Source organism: Dietzia sp. 111N12-1, assembly GCF_001658045.1.
GTDB classification, from domain to species: domain Bacteria; phylum Actinomycetota; class Actinomycetes; order Mycobacteriales; family Mycobacteriaceae; genus Dietzia; species Dietzia kunjamensis.
On the sequence record NZ_LSSV01000027.1, the window covers coordinates 160,729 to 179,117 of the forward strand.

At 72.0% G+C, this 18,389-nt stretch carries 18 protein-coding genes; 7 read left to right on the forward strand and 11 right to left on the reverse strand.

All coding sequences use genetic code 11. The annotated features are described in order from the left end of the window. Positions 1-112 precede the first annotated feature (112 nt). Positions 113-2,176: a neutral/alkaline non-lysosomal ceramidase N-terminal domain-containing protein gene (locus AYO52_RS06645; RefSeq protein WP_067714890.1), complete on the forward strand. Its 2,064-nt coding sequence runs from the start codon at positions 113-115 to the stop codon at positions 2,174-2,176. 77 nt (positions 2,177-2,253) lie between these two features. Then, positions 2,254-3,021, forward strand: coding sequence for an SDR family NAD(P)-dependent oxidoreductase (locus AYO52_RS06650; RefSeq protein ID WP_067714893.1), 768 nt, complete (start codon positions 2,254-2,256; stop codon positions 3,019-3,021). Positions 3,022-3,141: 120 nt separating this feature from the next. Here AYO52_RS06650 and AYO52_RS19180 read toward each other — a convergent pair whose 3' ends face one another. From AYO52_RS19180 to AYO52_RS06665, 3 genes are all read right to left on the reverse strand, one after another. Beyond that, on the reverse strand, positions 3,142-3,861 hold the full coding sequence (locus AYO52_RS19180) for a hypothetical protein (protein ID WP_067714896.1): 720 nt from the start codon (positions 3,859-3,861) through the stop codon (positions 3,142-3,144). Positions 3,862-4,203: 342 nt separating this feature from the next. Further along, positions 4,204-4,755: a hypothetical protein gene (locus AYO52_RS06660; protein ID WP_067714898.1), complete on the reverse strand. Its 552-nt coding sequence runs from the start codon at positions 4,753-4,755 to the stop codon at positions 4,204-4,206. A 138-nt stretch (positions 4,756-4,893) separates the two neighbouring features. Next, a complete protein-coding gene (locus AYO52_RS06665) occupies positions 4,894-6,591 on the reverse strand; it encodes a TM0106 family RecB-like putative nuclease (protein ID WP_067714901.1) in 1,698 nt (565 codons plus the stop codon). A 111-nt stretch (positions 6,592-6,702) separates the two neighbouring features. Here AYO52_RS06665 and AYO52_RS06670 point away from each other — a divergent pair, with 111 nt between their 5' ends. Both AYO52_RS06670 and AYO52_RS06675 read left to right on the forward strand, forming a co-directional pair. After that, a complete protein-coding gene (locus AYO52_RS06670; protein WP_067714904.1) occupies positions 6,703-7,548 on the forward strand; it encodes a DUF6474 family protein in 846 nt (281 codons plus the stop codon). Then, the gene (locus AYO52_RS06675) at positions 7,545-8,201 is read left to right on the forward strand and encodes a copper resistance CopC family protein (RefSeq protein WP_067714907.1); all 657 of its coding nucleotides are present in this window, start codon (positions 7,545-7,547) and stop codon (positions 8,199-8,201) included. Before AYO52_RS06670 ends, AYO52_RS06675 begins: the two co-directional genes overlap by 4 nt. Positions 8,202-8,469: 268 nt before the next feature. Here the strand turns inward: AYO52_RS06675 and AYO52_RS06680 are convergent, their stop codons facing one another. Then, positions 8,470-10,014 (reverse strand): succinic semialdehyde dehydrogenase, encoded by a 1,545-nt coding sequence (locus AYO52_RS06680; RefSeq protein WP_067714909.1) that lies wholly within the window; start codon positions 10,012-10,014, stop codon positions 8,470-8,472. A 158-nt stretch (positions 10,015-10,172) separates the two neighbouring features. Here AYO52_RS06680 and AYO52_RS06685 point away from each other — a divergent pair, with 158 nt between their 5' ends. Continuing rightward, positions 10,173-10,967 carry a MerR family transcriptional regulator gene (locus AYO52_RS06685; RefSeq protein WP_067714912.1) on the forward strand — a complete coding sequence of 265 codons (795 nt, stop codon included), beginning with the start codon at positions 10,173-10,175 and terminating at the stop codon, positions 10,965-10,967. A gap of 55 nt (positions 10,968-11,022) precedes the next feature. Next, positions 11,023-11,910 carry an oxidoreductase gene (locus AYO52_RS06690; protein WP_067715114.1) on the forward strand — a complete coding sequence of 296 codons (888 nt, stop codon included), beginning with the start codon at positions 11,023-11,025 and terminating at the stop codon, positions 11,908-11,910. A 136-nt stretch (positions 11,911-12,046) separates the two neighbouring features. Here the strand turns inward: AYO52_RS06690 and AYO52_RS06695 are convergent, their stop codons facing one another. The 3 genes from AYO52_RS06695 to AYO52_RS06705 all read right to left on the reverse strand — a co-directional run bounded on the left by AYO52_RS06695 (position 12,047) and on the right by AYO52_RS06705 (position 15,916). Then, complete coding sequence (locus AYO52_RS06695) at positions 12,047-13,111, reverse strand: hypothetical protein (RefSeq protein WP_067714914.1); 1,065 nt, start codon at positions 13,109-13,111, stop codon at positions 12,047-12,049. 124 nt (positions 13,112-13,235) lie between these two features. After that, positions 13,236-14,753 (reverse strand): phospholipase D-like domain-containing protein, encoded by a 1,518-nt coding sequence (locus AYO52_RS06700; protein ID WP_082923825.1) that lies wholly within the window; start codon positions 14,751-14,753, stop codon positions 13,236-13,238. Continuing rightward, on the reverse strand, positions 14,750-15,916 hold the full coding sequence (locus AYO52_RS06705) for an amidohydrolase family protein (protein WP_067714917.1): 1,167 nt from the start codon (positions 15,914-15,916) through the stop codon (positions 14,750-14,752). The genes AYO52_RS06700 and AYO52_RS06705 overlap by 4 nt, the downstream gene beginning before the upstream one ends. A gap of 133 nt (positions 15,917-16,049) precedes the next feature. On the opposite strand from AYO52_RS06705, the gene rraA reads away from it, so the two are divergent. Continuing rightward, a complete protein-coding gene (rraA, locus tag AYO52_RS06710; RefSeq protein ID WP_067714919.1) occupies positions 16,050-16,532 on the forward strand; it encodes a ribonuclease E activity regulator RraA in 483 nt (160 codons plus the stop codon). Positions 16,533-16,596: 64 nt separating this feature from the next. On the opposite strand, the gene AYO52_RS06715 is transcribed toward rraA, so the two are convergent. The 4 genes from AYO52_RS06715 to AYO52_RS06730 all read right to left on the reverse strand — a co-directional run bounded on the left by AYO52_RS06715 (position 16,597) and on the right by AYO52_RS06730 (position 18,318). Further along, complete coding sequence (locus AYO52_RS06715; RefSeq protein WP_067714922.1) at positions 16,597-16,959, reverse strand: hypothetical protein; 363 nt, start codon at positions 16,957-16,959, stop codon at positions 16,597-16,599. Positions 16,960-17,070: 111 nt separating this feature from the next. Then, positions 17,071-17,625 (reverse strand): hypothetical protein, encoded by a 555-nt coding sequence (locus tag AYO52_RS06720; protein ID WP_067714925.1) that lies wholly within the window; start codon positions 17,623-17,625, stop codon positions 17,071-17,073. After that, the gene (locus AYO52_RS06725) at positions 17,625-17,924 is read right to left on the reverse strand and encodes an RNA-binding S4 domain-containing protein (protein WP_235027950.1); all 300 of its coding nucleotides are present in this window, start codon (positions 17,922-17,924) and stop codon (positions 17,625-17,627) included. Before AYO52_RS06725 ends, AYO52_RS06720 begins: the two co-directional genes overlap by 1 nt. Before the next feature lie 25 nt (positions 17,925-17,949). After that, the gene (locus AYO52_RS06730) at positions 17,950-18,318 is read right to left on the reverse strand and encodes a hypothetical protein (RefSeq protein WP_067714927.1); all 369 of its coding nucleotides are present in this window, start codon (positions 18,316-18,318) and stop codon (positions 17,950-17,952) included. Positions 18,319-18,389: the final 71 nt, after the last annotated feature.

Sequence of the window (18,389 nt, forward strand, 5' to 3'; positions counted from 1 at the left end):
AGATCGCCCGCCCGCCTCCACGAGACACCCCCCGGACGAGCGTCCACTTGGGTAGCGTCAGCCGCGATGCGATGATGCGAATCACCGCGGTACGCGCACCCGGGGAGAGTCGATGTCCGCCAACCGAACGTCCGCCAACCGAATGGCCGTCAACCGCCGCACCGTCCTGGGCGGGGCCGCCGCACTCGGCGGGGTCGCCGCGCTGCAGTCACTCCTGCCAGCCGTGGCACAGGGCCAGTCCACGGCCATGTACGTCGGCCGCGGCATCGGGGACATGACCGGAGAGCCGCTGGGCGCGGGCATGAACGGGTACGCGGACACCGAGCAGCAGTCCGTCGGGCTGCATCTGCGGCAGCGGGCCCGCGCCTTCGTCTTTGCCGACTCGCCGTCGTCACCCCGGTTCCTCCACGTCACCGCCGAGATCGGTCTCGTCTTCCAGTCGATCCAGCAGGAGGTGCTGCGCCGGTTGGCCGCCGAGTTCGGCGACACCTACCACGAGGGCAACGTGGTCATCACCGCCACGCACACCCACGTGGCACCCGGCGGGACATCCGGCCATCCGATGGTCGATCTGTCGATGCTGGGCTTCCGGCCGGTGACGTTCGAGGCCAACGTGGCGGGGATCGTCGACGCCGCACGGATGGCGCTCCAGGACCTCGCGCCGTCGAGCGTCGGGGTCACCACCGGCGCGCTGCACGACGCCGGCGTCCAGCGTTCCCTCGGGTCGTTCGACCGCGACACCCCCGAGGAGCGGGCGCAGTTCCCGGCGGGGATCGACCCGCGGTCGCAGTCGTTGCAGATCACCCGCGACGGCCGGCTCGTGGGCGTGCTCAACTGGTTCGGCGTCCACGCCACCTCGATGACCTCCCACAACACGATCGCGTCCTCCGACAACAAGGGCTTCGCCGCATGGCACTGGGAGCGGGAGGTGGCCGGGCAGGACTACCTCGACGGCCGCACGCCGGAGTTGGTCACCGCGTTCGCGCAGACCAACCCGGGCGACGTGAGCCCCAACCTCGACCTGGCCCCCGGCCGGGGACCGACGCCCGACGAGTGGCTCAACACCCGGATCATCGGCGAGCGACAGTTCGCGGCCGCGCGCGACCAGGTGGACAAGGGGGTCCGGCCGCTCGGCAACGGGATCGACGTCCGGCACCGCTGGGTGGACATGTCGGCCGTCGAGGTGCGGCCCGAGTTCACCGGCGACGGGCGCCCCCACCGGACGACGGTGGCGGCCCTCGGCGCGTCATTCGCGTCGGGCAGCCAGGAGGACGGCGGCGGCGGGGACGAGCTGCCGTTCGCCGAGGGCGACCGCGGCGGCAACCCCGTCGTCGCCGCGATCACCGACGTGGTGATCCCCGCCTGGCTCCGCGAGGCGCACGGCGCCAAGGACGTCCTGCTCCCGGTGGGCCTCGTACCGCAGGCCGTCCAGCGCGTGTACCCGTTCCACCTCGTACGCCTGGGCGGGCACTATCTGTTCACCCTCGGCTTCGAACCCACCGTGGTGGCTGGTCTACGGCTGCGGCGCACGCTCGCGGCCGAACTCGGCGTGGCCGAGGACCACGTCACCGTCCAGGGGTATTCAAACGCCTACGGGCACTACGTGACGACGCCCGAGGAGTACTCGGCCCAGAACTACGAGGGCGGCGCGACGATCTTCGGGCCGTGGACGCTCCCCGCGATCCAGCAGACGGCCGCGGAGCTCGCCCGCTCGATGCGCGCGGGCACCCCGCTCGACCCGGGCACCTCGGAACGGGACCTCACCGGACAGATCCCCGTATCCCCGCTGGGCAACCCGCTCGTCGACACCCCGGCACCGCTGCGGAACTTCGGCGACGTCCTGGACCCGCCGCTCACGGAGTACCGCATCGGACAGCGGGTCGTGGTGCGGTTCTGTGGCACCCACCCCAACTCCGACCTGCGCCGGGGAGACACCTACCTCGCTATCGAGCGCCGGGAGGGCGACCGGTGGGTACGGGTCCACGACGACGGCGACTGGTCCACGATGATCGTGTTCGAGGGCCTGCTCACCGTGACGAACGCGCTCATCACCTGGGACATCCCGCCCGGCACCCCGGCCGGCGCCTACCGCGTGGTGTACACGGCGTCGGGCCGCGGGATCGACGGGCGTCTGTTCCCCGTTAGGGGGGAGAGCCCGGCCTTCGACGTGCGCTGACGACCGGTCTGGGACACTGGAGGCGTTAATGCTTGCACTTCCTAGTGCTTGCGTCGTCAACAGAAAGGACATCGCCCGTGGACATCAAGGGTGCTTCCGTCATCGTCACCGGTGCCGCCTCCGGCCTGGGAAACGCCACCGCGCGTTCGTTCGCCGAGAAGGGCGCGGTCGTGTTCGGCCTCGACCTCCAGCAGTCCATCGACAAGGCCGTCGAGCAGGGCATCGATGAGGGCATCACCCTCCTCGCCGCTGACGTCACCAGCGAGGACGACGTCAAGGCCGCGATCGCCAAGGCCACCGAGGCCGCGCCACTGCGCGTCGTCGTCAACTGCGCCGGCATCGCCCCGGCCGCCCGCATCGTCTCCAAGAAGGGCGTCCACGCCCTCGACCTGTTCGAGACTGCCATCTCGGTGAACCTCGTGGGCACGTTCAACGTGCTGCGCCTGGCCGCCGAGGCCATGTCCACCCAGGACACCGTGGACGAGGACGGCCAGCGCGGCGTCATCATCAACACCGCGTCCGTCGCCGCCTACGAGGGCCAGGTCGGCCAGATCGCCTACGCCGCCTCGAAGGGTGGCGTGTACTCGATGGGCATCTGCGCTGCACGCGACCTCGCGCAGTTCGGTATCCGCGTCAACACCATCGCCCCGGGCACCATCGAGACCCCGATGCTCAAGGGCCTGACCGAGGAGTTCCAGAAGTCCCTCGAGGCCGCGATCCCGTTCCCGTCGCGCCTCGGCCGCCCGTCGGACTACGCGCAGCTGGCGAACGCGATCGTCGAGCAGGACTACCTCAACGGCGAGAGCTTCCGCATGGACGGCGCCCTGCGCATGGCGCCGCGCTAACTGCCCGCCCGGGACCGGACAAAGCGTCCGGTCCCGTGCGCCGGTACGACGACTGAGGCCCGCCCCCTGCGAAGGGGGCGGGCCTCGGTGCTGTGCCTGGGTCAGGCGGTGCGCACAGGGTCAGCCGCGACCGTTGTCGATCGCGGGGCCGGGGGCCGGCGCGGGGGCGGGCGCCGGAGCTGCGGGGGCCGGAGCGGCACCGGCCGGCGCCCACGGCAGCGGCGGCAGCGGCGGCAGGGCGATACCGGCGGCGGTGAGCGATGCGTGGATCTCCGGGAGGAAGTAGATGCCCGCACCGACGGCGGCGACCGAGCCGAGACCCAGGGTCGCGGGGACGAGCGAGCCCGTGCCGGGCAGGGACCCGGCATCGGAGCCGAGGACGACGGTCGCACCCTCGCCGATCCCCAGCGAGCCGGCGATGGGGGCGTAGAGCGGGACGAGCGAGCCGGTGGTCGGCTCACCTAGCAGCGCCGAGCCCGAGGTGTCGACCGAGCCGGTGCCCTCGGCCGGGGTGAGGATGTCGACCGAACCGGTGGCCTCGGAGACGGAACCGGCTAGCGGCGCGAGCGAACCGGTGGAGGGCTCACCGAGCAGCGCCGAACCCGAGGTGTCGAGGGATCCCTCGCCGGTGGCGTTGGCATCCAGGATGAGCGAACCCAGGTTCTCGGGGACGGAACCGCCGCCCGAGCTCAGCTCCGACGATCCGGCGGAGCCGATCACGTCCGAGGACAGAGTTCCGAGTTCCTCGGAGCCCTGCGCGTTGGCGACGCCGGTGGCGCCCGAGATGGCCAGGGCAGCGGCGGCCGCGACCGCAGCGGCTTTGCGGGTGGTGAACGTCATTGCGTCTCCTCGTGTGGAAAGGGGCTCCCAGGCGCAGAGGCTCGTGGCCGACCCACCCCGGGGTTGGGGTCTGTGAGACGTGAGAACAGCGTTACGAGACCGAGGTTCATCCGTCCGTTCCCCACCCTAGCCACGAATTCAGGCGATGAACGGTGAGAACTCAGTTAGATCTGAGTTAGTAAGGGGTTCTGAAAGGCGCTCGACCCCTTGCCGTGTGGCCACCCATGCCCCAGCGTCGCCCCGGGGCACCCGCGCGGGGAGCCCCGAGGCCCGCCCCCTTCGATCCAGGGTGCGGGCCTCGTGGCACGGGAAGCGGGCCCCGCTGGACCTCGCCGACTGCGATCAGATAACCGGCAATGGCGGGAGGACGATGCCGGCGTCCGCCAGCGCCTGCTCGATCTGCGGCGCGAAGTAGATGCCCGCCCCGATGACGGCGGCGGAACCGCCGATCAGCAGCACCGGCCCGAGCGAACCGGATACTCCGAGCGAATCCGTACCGCCATCGGAGCCGATGACGATCGCCGGACCCTCACCGGAGCCCAGTGCGCCGCCCACCGACGCCACGGCCGGCGTCAGCGACCCCGAGGTGGGCTCACCGAAGACGGAACCGGTGGTGTCCACCGACCCGGTACCCGGCGCGGGACTCACTGCGTCGGAACCCGTTGCCTCGTTGACCGAGCCCACGCCCTGCGACACGACCGGGGCGAGGCTGCCGAAAGTCGGCTCGTCGAGCAGCGCGGAGCCCGAGGTGTCGATCAGTCCGGGGTCGACGACCCCCGTCTCCTCCTCGGCCGAGCCGAGGGCGGAGGACTGAGCGTGCGCCAGCCCCACTCCACCGGACAGGGCGAGCGCGGAGACGCCAAGGGCCGCGGCGGCGCGGATGTGCCTCGTCATAAGTCAGTATTCCTTTCGGGAGAAACGCCGACACTTCGGCGATACTTAACAATTCTTATTATTTCGCCGTGAACACCCCGCGCGACCACCGGGAGAATGCCCGCGCATGAGGGGTCCAACGCCGAAGTAGACATACGTTCAGAGCTGGTGGCCGCCCCAGCTCGAGCGGGAGATCCACTCCCGCACAGCGCGAGTGGCCCGGACGTCGTCCTCGTTGTAGGTGAGGATGCGGTTCCGGCCGGCATCCCGCTCGACGCCCCTCGCCGCCTGCGCGTCGCGGTACCACCCGAGCGAGGCCTCGCCGCAGGCCTCGGGATCTCGCCACGCGAACCCGGCGGCCGGGGCGACCACCTTCAGCCCGAGGCCCGAGGTGGAGACGAACTGGGTGGTGACCGCCTCGTGGACGTCCACCCAGAGCGGGGAGGAGATGAAGCGCCGGACCTCGGCGACGGAGGGAACCCCCTTGACGACGGCGAGGGTGCCCTCCGGCCCGAACCTGCCGGCCGACGAGAGCATCCACCCGTTCTCCGCGGACCGTGAATAGCAGTAGGCCCGGAACGACCGGCCCTGACCTGCCGCCCTGTCGCGGATGCCGGTGAGCCAACGCCAGAACTCCGCGAACGAACGCCCCTCGTCCGGATCCGGCAACCGCGCCCAGGTGGCGAACGGCCTGTAGCCCTCGGCCTCCAGGGGCCGCCCGTCCCTCAGCGTGAGAAGGGTCCCCCACAGATAGGCGCCGTCGTCGAGGTGACTCTCCAGGTCGACGTCCACCTCGATATCCGCACGCGGAATGCTCGGCCGCGCCACCTTGGGAACCACCACCTCACCGTCGCGGTGTGCCCTCGCCCGCAGGACCGCGTCCGAGAACGGCTCGCCGTTCCAGTCCGTGGGCCGGTCCGGTCCGGCCTCCGCCAACTCCGCGACCGTCCGGATCCCCCGGGCCCTCAGCGACCCGACCTGTCCGCCGCCGACGACGAGACTGACGTCATCGGCCACGACGAGCCGGTCACGGCAGCCCTCGACGGGCCCGTCCCGATCGTCCCAGCCCTCCCACCAGGGGCAGGTGCGGCATTCGCCGATCCGGCTGGGTTCGGTGTCGAGCTCACCGCGCACCACCGCCAGCCGCGTGGCGTGGGTGCGGTCTGCGGCGTCGAGCACCGGCCCCAGGTCGTGCACCACCGCGCGCGCCGAGCCCAGCCCCAGCACCGCGCCCACCGGGGACTCCGCCGCGTGCCCCACGGCGGCGAGCAGCCGCCACGCGTGGACGAGCCGGTCCAGATCCGCGGGGTGACGCCGCACCCGGAGAGCGGGGTCGGGCGCAGGGGACCAGTCGAGCAAGCGGGTCACCGTCGCCGTCGACGCGGTCCTCCCCCGCCGCGGATCGACCACCTTGTGATTGACCACCAGCACCGGCGCGTACCCGCCGCCGGGCACGGCCGCCAGGGTGCACCGGAGGCCCGCCCGGCCCTCGTGCGGATCGGCGGGAAGAGCCGCGCCCCACACCAGCGTCGCCCCGTCGGCCAGGGCCCGGAGTGTCGCGCTCTCGTCGTCGTCGCCCGGTACGTCCCCCGGCAGATCGGTCCAGTGATCCCCCACCACGTCCACCACCACGGTGTCGGGGCGCGCGTCCCGCAACGCGCGCTCCCGCAGGCCCGCGCGTCGATCGGCCGCCGCCATCGCCCGCAGACGCACGCCCTCGTCGAGCGGCGCCGTCCGCCACCACCCCGGTCGCGCATCACGTTCCCGGGCCACGCGGTGCAGACATCTGGCCCCCGAGGCCGGCCCCACCACCGCCGCATCGGGGGCGCGGTACGTGGTGCTGCCGGCGTCCTCCATCGCCGTCCATCATGGCCCAGCCGCGGCCCACACGACGGTCCGGTCCTCAGTGCGGGCCGATTCGCCTAGGCTGGAGACCTGATGTCCGCGACGAGAGAAGGATCGACGCCCATGGGCAAGCTGACGACCTACCGCGACAAGCGTGCCGAACTCCGCGCCCATGCTTCGGCGCTCAAGTCCACGGCCATGAAGGAGGCCAAGCTCGCGGCCAAGGAGACGCGGAAGAAGGCCAAGGAGGCGCACCGCGTGGAACTGGCCGAGGCCAAGGAACGCGCCAAGCTCGAGCGCAAGAACGCCGAACGCAAGGCGAGGCGCGCCGAGAAGCGGGCCGAGAAGCGTGACAAGCTCGACCGCAGATCCGCCAAGCGGAACCGCAAGAACGAGAAGGTCCACGCCAAGCAGGAGCGCGCCACCATCAAGCGCGAGGCCAAGCTGCTGGCCAAGGACCGCAAGCTCGCCGAGAAGATCGACTCCGCCGGCCGCAAGCACGAGTACCAGCTCGCCGAGATGGAACTCAAGAAGCTCGAGGGCACCAAGCTCAACAAGGATGACCTGCAGCGGTGGCTGAGCATGGCCAAGGTCGCCACCCCGGTGCTGCTGCCGATGGTCTACAAGGCCGTCTCCAACGTGCAGGGATCGGCCGGCAAGCCCTCCGGCCCCGGAGGCGTGGACCTCGAGGCCGCCGGCATCAACGCCACCGGCCCCGGCGCCGCCCTCGGTGTACGCATCGTCCGCCTCGAGCAGACCCTCGACCAGCTCGACGTGAGCCGCGGGAGCGAGCGTGAGGTCAAGGACTTCATCTCCTCCACCCGGGCCAGGCTCACGGACCTGCGGACAGCGGTCGAGACCGCCGAGACCACGCCCACCGCGCAGCGGCGCGAGATCCACTCGTCGATCTCGGGCGAGCTCGACCGCATCAACAAGGACATCTTCGCCCGCCTGGGCGTCAAGGCGTGACGGCACTGCGGGGGTGCGTGGCGTCCGTGGCGGTCGCTGCCGCCCTGGTCGGCGGCGCGGCCGCGCCCGCGGTGGTGCTCGCCCCGGTCGCCGTCGCCCACTCCGTATTGGTCTCCATCGATCCGGAGGACGGGTCCGAGCTGGACACCCCGCCCGACGAGATCGTGTTGACCTTCAACGAGGAGATCAACCAGAGCTTCGCCTCCGTCGCCGTGACCGCCGGGGAGAACCGGGCCAACCGGGTCGTGGGCGACCCCTCGGTGGCGGGCGAGACCGTCACTGTCGACGTCGATGAACTCGAGCCCGGCCCCTACACCGTCGGCTACCGGGTGACCTCGTCCGACGGGCACGTGGTGAGCGGGTCGTCGGTCTTCACCGTGACGGGCGGGGCCGGCGGCGCGGAGGCCGGCGCAGAGTCCGGCTCGCAGCCCGCGGCCGGCGGGGAGCCCGGCTCGGAGTCCGGCTCGCAGCCCGCGGCCGGCGGAGACGCCTCCCCGGCGGGCGGGTCCGACACCGGGGCCGGCGACGAGGCGGACGTCGCCGATGAGACCTCGGGCGAGGACACCGGCGTCAGCCCCGCGATCTGGGTCGTCGGCGGACTGGCGATCCTGCTCATCGGTGGCGCGTTCGTGCTGCTGCGCCGCGGTAACTGACGGGCGGGCACGCCGAGCGGCGAGCGGTGCAGCCGCTCCCCTGCCCGGCGTCTCGCTCCCGCGCCTGTACACGTCAGCCACATCCGCGTCCGCGCGTGGCGTCTGGCCTGCCCCTCGGGGCGCGCGAGACGCCATGCCCGGACGCGGCTGTATCACGAGATCGAGCGGCCGTATCACGAGTCGGGCCGCGGCGGCAGCACGAGGCGGGCCGGGGCGGCCGCGGGCTCCCGCCACTCGCGCGGGCCCGGCCACCCGCGCGAGCTCCCGCCTACCGCCCCGGCAGGAAGCGCATGGCGTCGGTGGCGGGCGCGAGCAACTGCTGCCACCGCGTGCGGGGCAGGAACGACGGCCCGCCCATGTGCACGACGCGCTGAGTGGCGATCGTCTGCGCCTCGGTGTACTTGAGCAGTCCCTCGTCGCCGTGGCGTCGGCCCACACCGGAGGCGCCCATGCCGCCCATCGGGCCCGCGACGGAGCCCCAGCCCGCGACGTAGCCCTCGCCGACGTTGACGGTGCCGGTCCGCAGGCGCGCCGCGATCTGCTCGCCCTCGGAGTCGGACCCCGCGAACACCGACGAGTTGAGCCCGTACTCGGTGTCGTTGGCCTCGGCGATCGCCTCCTCGACCGAGTCGACCGGGTAGATCGACACGACCGGGCCGAAGGTCTCCTCGCCGTAGCAGGTCGCGCCGGAGGGCACGTCGGTGAGCAGGGTCGGCTCGTAGAACAGCGGGCCCAGGTCCGGCCGGGCGCGTCCGCCGGCCAGGACGCGCGCGCCCTTGGCCACCGCGTCGTCGACGTGTGCGGAGACGGTGTCCAGCTGGTCACGGGAGATGAGGCTGCCCATCTCGGCCTCGAAGTCGTAGCCGGGCCCCACGCTCATGGACTGCACACGCGCGGTGAGCTTCTCGATGAGCTGCGGCGCGACGGAGCGCTCCACGTAGACCCGCTCGACCGAGATGCACAGCTGACCCGAGTTGGAGAAGAACGCGCGCGTGGCGACCTCGGCCACCTCGTCGAGGTCGGCACCCTCGGTCACGATCATGGCGTTCTTCCCGCCGAGTTCGGCCGAGAACCCGATCAGGCGCTCGCCGCACTGGCGGCCCAGCGTGCGGCCGGTCGCGGTGGAGCCGGTGAACATGAGGTAGTCGACGTTCTCCACGATCGCGCCGCCGACGGTCCCGCCCGAACCGGGCACCACCTGGAACAGGTCGCGCGGCAGGCCCGCCCGGTAGAGCATGTCGGCGGCGGCGAGGGCACAGAACGGCGTGATGGAGGCGGGCTTGATCACCACGGCGTTGCCCGCGAGCAGGGCGGCGAGCGCGTCGGTGGCGGCGAGGTTGAGCGGGTAGTTCCACGGCGCGATCACGCCCACGACGCCCTTGGGCTGGCGGCGCACCACGGCCTTGGTCAGTCCCGGCAGCATGCCCTGGACGCGCTTGGGGGCGAGCAGCCCGGGCGCGGTCCGGGCGTAGTGACGCGCGGTGATGAGGCAGTCCAGCACCTCCTCCTGTGCGGAGGCGCGGCTCTTGCCTGTCTCTGCCTGCACGATGTCCATGAGTTCGCCGCGGTTGCGCATGATCTGCTTGGCGAAGCGGGTGATGACGGCGACCCGGTCGGCGACGTCTCGTTCGGCCCACGCGACCTGCGCGGCCCGGGCCCGCTCGACGGCGGCGGTGACATCGTCGGCGGTGCCGGCGGGGATCTCCGCGAGCGGGTCACCGGTGAAGACCTCGGTGATCATCGCCGACGGGCGGCTTGAGGGATCGGCCCGGAATTCGGGGATCGCGACGAGGTCGCGGAGACGGTCGTACACAATGGGGCGCGGGTCGGCTCATGGCACCGAGGCTACCGGCGGGTAAGGAAGAGCGGTACCGCCTGCCACCGTTCTTCGCCCGCCGGTCGCGGAAACCCGGGCTTGACCCTGACATCGCGTCAGGCCCCACGCTCGTGGATGTGAGAGATGCTGGAGACATGACGACGAGAGACGGGCTCACCGTGGGAGCGGTCGCCGCGCTGGTCGGGGTGAGCGTCCGGACCCTGCACCACTGGGACCGGATCGGGTTGGCGCCGGCGAGCGGCAGGACGTGGTCGGACTACCGGGTGTATGACTACGACGACGTCGCCCGCCTCCACCGGATCCTGGTCTACCGCGAGCTGGGCTTCCCACTCGCGGAGATCGGGGACCTGCTCGATGACCCGGAGGCCGACGCCCTGGCTCACCTGACCCGCCAGCGGGAGCTGCTGGTCGGACGCATCTCGCACCTGCAGGAGATGGTCTCCGCAGTCGACCGCATGAAGGAGGCGATCGATATGAACGCACCACTGACCCCTCAGGACAGGGCCGAGATCTTCGGCACGGACTGGAAGGAGGAGTACCAGGAGGAGGCCGAGCACCGCTGGGGCGACACCCCGCAGTGGGCGCAGTCGCAGGAACGCACGGCGCGCATGTCCAGGGAGGACTGGAAGCAGGTCAAGGCCGAGGGCGACGCGCTCAACGTCGACCTCGCCGCCGCCAAGCGTGCCGGCATGGACCCGGGGGCGCCGGAGGCCGCGGAGCTGGCCGAGCGCCACCGCGCATCGATCGGGCGGTTCTACGACTGCACGCATGCGATGCAGGTCTGCCTGGCGCGGATGTACGTCGAGGACCCACGCTTCGCCGAGACGTACGACGTGCACGAGCCGGGCCTGACTCAGTGGCTGGTCGCCGCCGTCGAGGCCAACGCCCGGGCGCACGGCGTCGACCCGGACACCGCCACCTGGGAGTGAACCGCCCCGCATGAGCCGGTGGGCGATGTCGGACGGCGGACGTACCCTGGCCCGCATGAGCCGATGGACCACCGCCGACATCCCTGACCAGACCGGCCGGACCTTCGTGGTCACCGGGGCGAACTCCGGGCTGGGCCTGCAGTCCACCCGCGCGCTGACCGACGCGGGCGCCCGCGTGATCATGGCCTGCCGTGACACGGGCCGCGCCGAGACGGCCCGCGCGGGGCTCGCGCACCCGGACCGCGCCGAGGTCGTCGAACTCGACCTGGCCGACCTCGAGTCCGTGCACGCGGCGGGTGAGCTGCTCGCGGGCCGCTCGCCCGACGTGCTCATCAACAACGCGGGGCTGATGAACATCCCACGGTCGCGCACCGCGCAGGGCCACGAGATGCAGTTCGGCGTCAACGTCCTCGGCCACTTCGCGCTCACCGAGCACGTCGCGCCGGCGCTCACCGACCGGGTGGTGTGGCTGGGCTCGATGATGCACCGCTTCGGCACGGTGGACCCCGACGACCTGGACTGGACCCGTCGCCGCTACGCCCCGATGCCGGTGTACGCCGCCTCCAAGCTGGCCTGCGTCATGCTCGCCTACGAGCAGCAGCGTCGCCTCGAGGCCGCGGGGTCGTCGCTGAGGGCGGTGGCCGCGCACCCCGGTTATTCGGCGACCAATCTGCAGTACCGCAGCGGCAGCCGCGTGCAGGACCTGCTGATGAAGGGCGTGGAGAAGATCCCGTTCCTCGTGCAACCGGCCGAGCGTGGGGCCCTGCCGCAGCTCTACGCCGCGACCGTGGAGTCCGTCGCGGGCGGCGCGTACATCGGCCCCGACGGCCCCGGCGAGCTCACCGGGTACCCGACGACCGTGAACTCCACCAAGGCCTCGCACGACCGCGAGGTCGCCGCCGCACTGTGGGACCGCTGCCGGGAGATGAGTTCGCAGGGGTGAGTGGTCAGGGGTGAGTCCGCAGGGGTGACCGCCCGCGGGTAACCGCTGGCGGCGCGGCCTACCGCCCGGCCTTCCGAGTGGCCCCGCAACGATTTGCCCGGGCCCGCGTGGAGGGGACGACGACGAGCCCGGGCCCCTACGCGCGCCGGCGGGCGAAGGCCAGCAGCAACCCGCCCAGCAGAATCGTCCCGGCGGCGACGCCGACCAGCGCGGTGGTCCCCACGCCGGTCACGGCCAGCTCCGCGGGGGCAGACAGCTCGGCGGGGGCCGACTGCTCGCCGGGTCCTGCGGCGGCATTCCCCGCGGTCGTGGCGATGGCGGCAGGCGCGGCCGCGGCGCCGAGGGTCGCGCCCACTCCGCCGGTTCCGCCCTGCGTGTCCCCGGCGGGACCGTTCGCGCCGACCGGGGAGATGTCTGCCTCGTCGTCGTCAACCTCGTCGTCGTCGACCTCGTCCGTCGCGTCCTGCCCACCGTCGGCGGCCGCCGCCTCGGCCTCGGCGCGACGGCGCTCGTTGTCCTCATACGGATCCTGCAGCGCGGCGATCTGGACCGCCTCGATACTCCCCGCCAGCGCGCCGGGCAGCTCGGTGCCGGCGGCGTCCGCGGCGTCGGTGAGCAGCGCGCCGCCCTCGGCCGAGCCCTCGACCAGCCCGTGCCAGAAGTCCAACTCGTGCGGATAGAGCTCGCCGGCCTGCTGCCGCTCCCCCAGCGCCGTGAAGAAACCGCCCGCGAACTGCACGCTCAGTACGGGGAAGATGTACTCGGGGATCGCGATCGATCCCAGCCCGATGGTGCCCGACCCGAGCGACCCGGTCGGGTTGGCGTAGACGGACCCCGGCAGGCTGCCCGAGGACGCCACGGACGCCGCCGCGGACCCTCCCGCCGACCCCAGCGCCTCGAGCGGCGCCACCGAACCGAGGGTCTGCCCCAGGGACAGTCCGGCGTCCGCCACCGGGGCGCTGCCCGTCTCGCGCAGACCCTCGGACCCGAGCGCCCCACCGCCGATGACAATCTCCTCGGGCAACTGGCCGACCAACTGGTCCACACTGCTGTTGCCCGTCTCCGCGGGCAGCGCCGAACCCGACCCCGAGTCCTCCTGCGCGTACGCCACGGCGGGGACCGCGACGACCGCCACCACGGCGGTCGTGACGGCGGCGCCGAGGCGCCTGGTCCGGACTCCGGAACCACGGGTCTGGGGCATCGGGCACAGCCTCTCGTCGCAGGGGCGGGCCTGTGCGACCCGCGCACGCTGAGCGTACTACTGCGGTGCCGCCCGCCCGTAGCGCCGGCTGTCCGGCCGGACCCGATCCGCCGCCGGACCCGGCCTACTGCAGCGCTGAGGTGAGACGTGCGACGTTGTCGACGTACCGCCCCGGCCACGGGCGGCTCATCCACGTCTCGATGCCCAACGTGGTGCAGTCCTCAAGGTAGGAGTCCACCACGTCGTTGAGCTCCGCGACCGCCTCGCCGCCCAGGGCCAGCAGACTGATCTCGAAGTTGAGGTTGAACGAGCGCTGGTCCATGTTGCTCGAGCCCACGATCCCGGCGTAGTCGTCGATCAGCACCGTCTTGGTGTGCAGGACCGCCGGGGAGCGGAAGCGGTGGATCACCACCCCGGCCTCGAGCAGCGCGCGGTAGTAGGACCGCTGGGCGTGGTGGACGAGGAACTGGTCGGCGTGTTCGGGGACGAACAACTCCACCCCCACCCCGCGGAACGACGCCGACGTGATGGCGTGCAGGAGAGCGTCGTCCGGCACGAAGTACGGGCTGACGATCCGCACCCGCTTCCGTGCCTGGCCGATGAGCTGGGTGAACATCCGCAGCCCGGGCTGCGTCCTGTACCCCGGGCCGGACGGGACCAGCTGGAACGCGCTCACCGGGTCGCCCGCCGTGGGATCCCCGCCCTTGCGTCCGGGCGCCAGTGGTGCGCCCTGCGCCACGTCCTCCAGCGTGCCGATCACCTCGCCGGACTCGGAATACCAGTCCACGGCGAACACGCTGTCCATCGCCTGGACGATCTCTCCGCGGACCTCCATCATCAGATCGACCCACTCGCGGCCGAGCCGGGCGTTGCGTGAACTGCCGTAGTGGCGCTCGATGAGGTTCTGCGACCCGATGAACCCGTGCACCCCGTCCACGATGAGCATCTTGCGGTGATTGCGTAGGTCCGGCCGCCTGAACCGGCCGCGGAACGGGTTCACCGGCAGCATCAGGTGGAACTCCACCGGGGTCCGCCGCAGCCGCTTCCGGAGCTTCGTGAACCCCCGGTAGCGCAGTGACCCGAGGTGGTCGACCAGCACCCGGACCACGACCCCCCGATCGGCGGCCTCGACCGCGGCGGTGAAGAACTCGTCGGTCTCGGAGTCCCACGACTGCGCGTAGAACTCGATGTGCACGTGGTCCCGGGCGGCACGGACCGCCTCGGTCATCGCCGCCAACGACCGCGTGTAGTCCGAATGCAGGCCGATGAAGTCCCCGGACATGGCGGGGATCGCGGTGAGGGTCCGGTTCATCTCCAGGATGGTCCGCACCCCGGGCCCCACGCGCACTCCGTCGGGAACGGTGGGCCGCTTCTCGAGCGCCCTGGCATAGAGATGGTTCGCCTCGGCCTGGATGAGGTGCCGTCGCCCGGTGATGTAGGGATTGCCCAGCAGGAGGAACAACGGCACCCCCACCACCGGGATGAAGAGGATGGCGAGCAGCCACGCCTGCGACGACGACGGCTGCCGGTTCTCGGGGACCATCCCCAGCGCGAGGATCTTGATGACGTACTCGGTGATGAGCAGGCCCGAGGTGACCCCTGCCGGGAAGGACAGGTCGAGACCTACCACTGTGGGGTTCACTTCGTCTGTCGGGTCAGGACAGTCCCGAGGGCGAGGGCACGGGGGTCGATCACCGTTCCGCCCCGCATCGTCCACCGCACCACGCCCGCCAGGGCACGCTGGGCGTACACCGAGTCCGCAGAGCCCAGCTCACGGGTCCCGGGCAGGACGACGAACGCGTCGTCGTCGGCGACCGCGGCGAGGTCCGCGCGCAGGCCGACCCGGATCTCACCGCGGTCCCGCAGGCCCACGACCCCGGCGGTGCGCGTGGCCATCCACCCGGCGACATCAGCGAGATCGAATCCCCGGCGACGGGCCTCGGTCCACACGACCGACAGCCCGAGGCGGGCCGAGGCCACGGCGTCGATCGTGCCGTCGCGCAACGCCTCCCACAGCAACTCGCGGTTGGCGGCGTCCCGGATCGGCGGGTCGAGCCGCGCGACCGCAGCGCCGCCGTGGGTGACCTCGGAGACCAGCGCCAGCATGTGCGGGCTGGTGGAGGCGGTCACGGCCAGCCCGTCCGCCCTGGCCTCGCGCAGCAGGGGCAGTTCCTCGTGGTCGGACACCGCCCGGACGTGCAACCGGCCACCCGTGCGCCGGCAGACCTCGAGAAGCCCGGGCAGATCGTCCACCCCGGCGTCCACCGCGAACAGCCCGCCGGCCTCCGCGACCTCCTCGGCGGCCGCCACCACCTGTACGGAGCCCAGGGTCGGCGCGCCGGCGACGCCCTTGCCGGCGGCCACCGCCGACACCCCGAACACGCCACGATCCAGCAACGTCCCGAGCCCGCCGAGATTCCCCGGAACCGCCGCGCCCCACAGGCCGACGTCCACCGTGGACTCGCCGGTCACGTCCTGTCTCCAGCGGTCCACGTCCTCGGGGGTGATCGCGACCGGGTCGCCGTCGGTTCCGTAGTCGATCACCGAGGTGATCCCGCCCTGAGCCGCCGAACGCGTGCCCACCGCGACGTCCTCGGTACTGACGTGCGGGTCGACGAGTCCCGGCATGAGGACCACGTCATCACCGAGCGCGATCGTGTGGTCGCCCGCCAGACCGATGTCCCGCGCCTCCGACCCCGTCCGCACCGACGAGATCACTCCCCCGTCCACCGTGACCGCCGCCTGTTGGATGCGATCGTCGATGACCGCGCGCCGGGCGTGGATCAGGAGTTCGTACTGGGCCACGGGTGGCTCCTTCCGGGTTCTCGGACGATGGCGGGGCACCCTTCACCCGACATTGTCCCCCACGGCGGGCTCCCCCGCGGGAGCGCGGCCGGATAGCGTTGCCATGACCAGACCACGCCCCAGGAGGCCCCGCATGACCGACACCCCCGCCGGATTCGTCCACACCGCAGACCTCGTCGACGAGATCGGCGAGGACGTCCGCAGCTGTGACACCCAGTTCCGCGACCTCGGTGGCCGGACGGAGTTCTTCGGCCCCGTCTCGACCGTCCGGTGCTTCCAGGACAACGCGCTGCTCAAGAGTGTGCTCGGCGAGCCCGGCGAGGGCCGGGTCCTGGTGATCGACGGCGGTGGCAGCCTCCACACCGCGCTGGTGGGAGACCTCATCGCCGAGCTCGGCCGTTCCAACGGCTGGGCCGGGGTCGTGGTCAACGGCGCCATCCGAGACTCGGCGGTCGTGGGCGGCATGGACTTCGGATGCAAGGCCCTGGGCACGAACCCGCGCAAGTCCAGCAAGACCGGCGACGGCGAACGCGACGTGACCGTGAGCTTCGGCGGGGTCGACTTCGTCCCCGGTGACACGCTCTACGCCGACTCCGACGGGATCGTGGTGCGCTGACCCGACCGGGTCGTTCGTCGCACCCGCCCGAGCGCCTGCGGGGTGTGCCCGCGGGCGGGGTCGCTCAGGAGGCTCCCCCGAGGCTCGCGACCGGGATGGTGAGCACGTCGCCGATCGAGGCCTCGGGACCGTAGCTGCCCAGGGACCCAGGCGCATAGGAGCCCGTCGCGTTGGGCAGCTCCACCGACAGGATGACCGAACCGGCGTTGATGAGCCCGGTGAGCAGGTCCATCAGCGAGCCGGTCCCGAGCGACCCGTAGCCGATGCTGCCGAGCGCCTCCCCCACGTTGGGAGCGAGGAGCACGCTGCGAATCGTTCCCATATCCGCGGACTCGTCCGGCTCGTCTGCCACCGCCGTTCCGGCTCCGGTCAGCAGGGCGGCGGCGGCGAGTGCCGAGACGGTCGCTGCGAGGGTGGTCGTGCGCATCGGGATCCTCCGGGTCGTCGCCCCGCCCCACGGCGGGGTCTCACCCAGGAGATGGTATCGGGGGTCACACCAATGTGGCGCGCGACGCGGCTTTCCGGCCCGCTCGGCCGATCAGGCCTCGCGGCGGATCCAGCGCAGCAGGGGCCCGAGTGAGACCCGGTCGGTGAGGTCCAGCCCACCCAACTCGAGCATGGACTCCTCCTCCGGGGTGCGCTCGGATTTGCGACGCAGCGCCGCGAGAGCGGTCTTCACGCCCAGCCGCTGCCGGAATCCCAGCTGGTCCGGGGTGACCACGCCCCGCAACTGGAAGAGCTTGAGATCGCGGAGCTGATCGCCCGAGAACTCACTCGACATGAGCTCGATCCGGGCGTCATCGGTGACCGGAGTCGGGCCCACCATGACGACGGCGACCCGGCGCCCGGCCTCGACGAGCGCCTCCCAGTTGTCGCGGATGAACGCCGAACCACCCAGCCCGCCGGCCGCCCGCATCCCGGTGACGAGGACGACCGTCCCGGCGACGACGAGTTCGGCCGGGTCCACGGCGTCGTGATGGGTGGCCCCGGTGTCGAATTCCTCGGCGAGCCAGGTGGCGTAGCGCCTGGCGCCGGGGTCATCGTCGTGCAGCACCACCGGAGCCTGGATCGTCCGCCGCGTCTCGTCCGCCATCAGGCCTCTCCCCGTCCGTCGCGCGCGACCACCCGGGCTGCGCGGCCCCCGATCTCCACCACGTCGCCGTCGACCAGGCCGCGACCGCGACGGGTGTCCACCTCGTCGTTGACGCTCACGGCGCCGGAGGCGACCGCGTCCTTGGCCTCGGCACCCGAATCGAGCAGTGATGCCAGCTTGAGGAACTGCCCGAGCGTCAGCTTGCTGCTCAGGTCGCATTCGACGTCGTCGACGGGTGGACCGGCCGGCGGGGGTGTCGCCCGGCCGGTCCGTCCTCGTCCTGCGATGTGGCGGCTCATACGCCCGAGCCTATCGGGCGCGCCGTCATGCGAGCGGACCCGTCCTCGCGGGCTGATCGCCGGGCAGGTCCCCGCGGCCGCGTCGCGTCACCAGGGCCAGCCCCGTCCCGCCGGCCACCAGTGCCGCAGCGGCCAACGCCAGCGCGATGATCTGCACGCCCGACATGCCCGAGGCGTCGTCGACCTCCTGCTCGTCCACGTCGGGGGACTCGCCCCTGGACGGCAGTGGTGGCAACTCGCTCAGCACGGGCAGGTCCGTCACCACGGCCCGGCCGCCCGGTCCCGGGAGCTGGGCGCCCGGTCCCGGCAGCTGGGCCGAGGCCACCGGCGCCCCGGCCAGGACGACCGCAGCGCAGAGCGCGGCGATCATGCTGGCGGGGCGACGGCGGACCATGGATGCCTTCCGAGACGGAGGCCGGGCGGCCTGCTATCAGAATAGACCTGATCTTAGGTTCCATTAAGGTC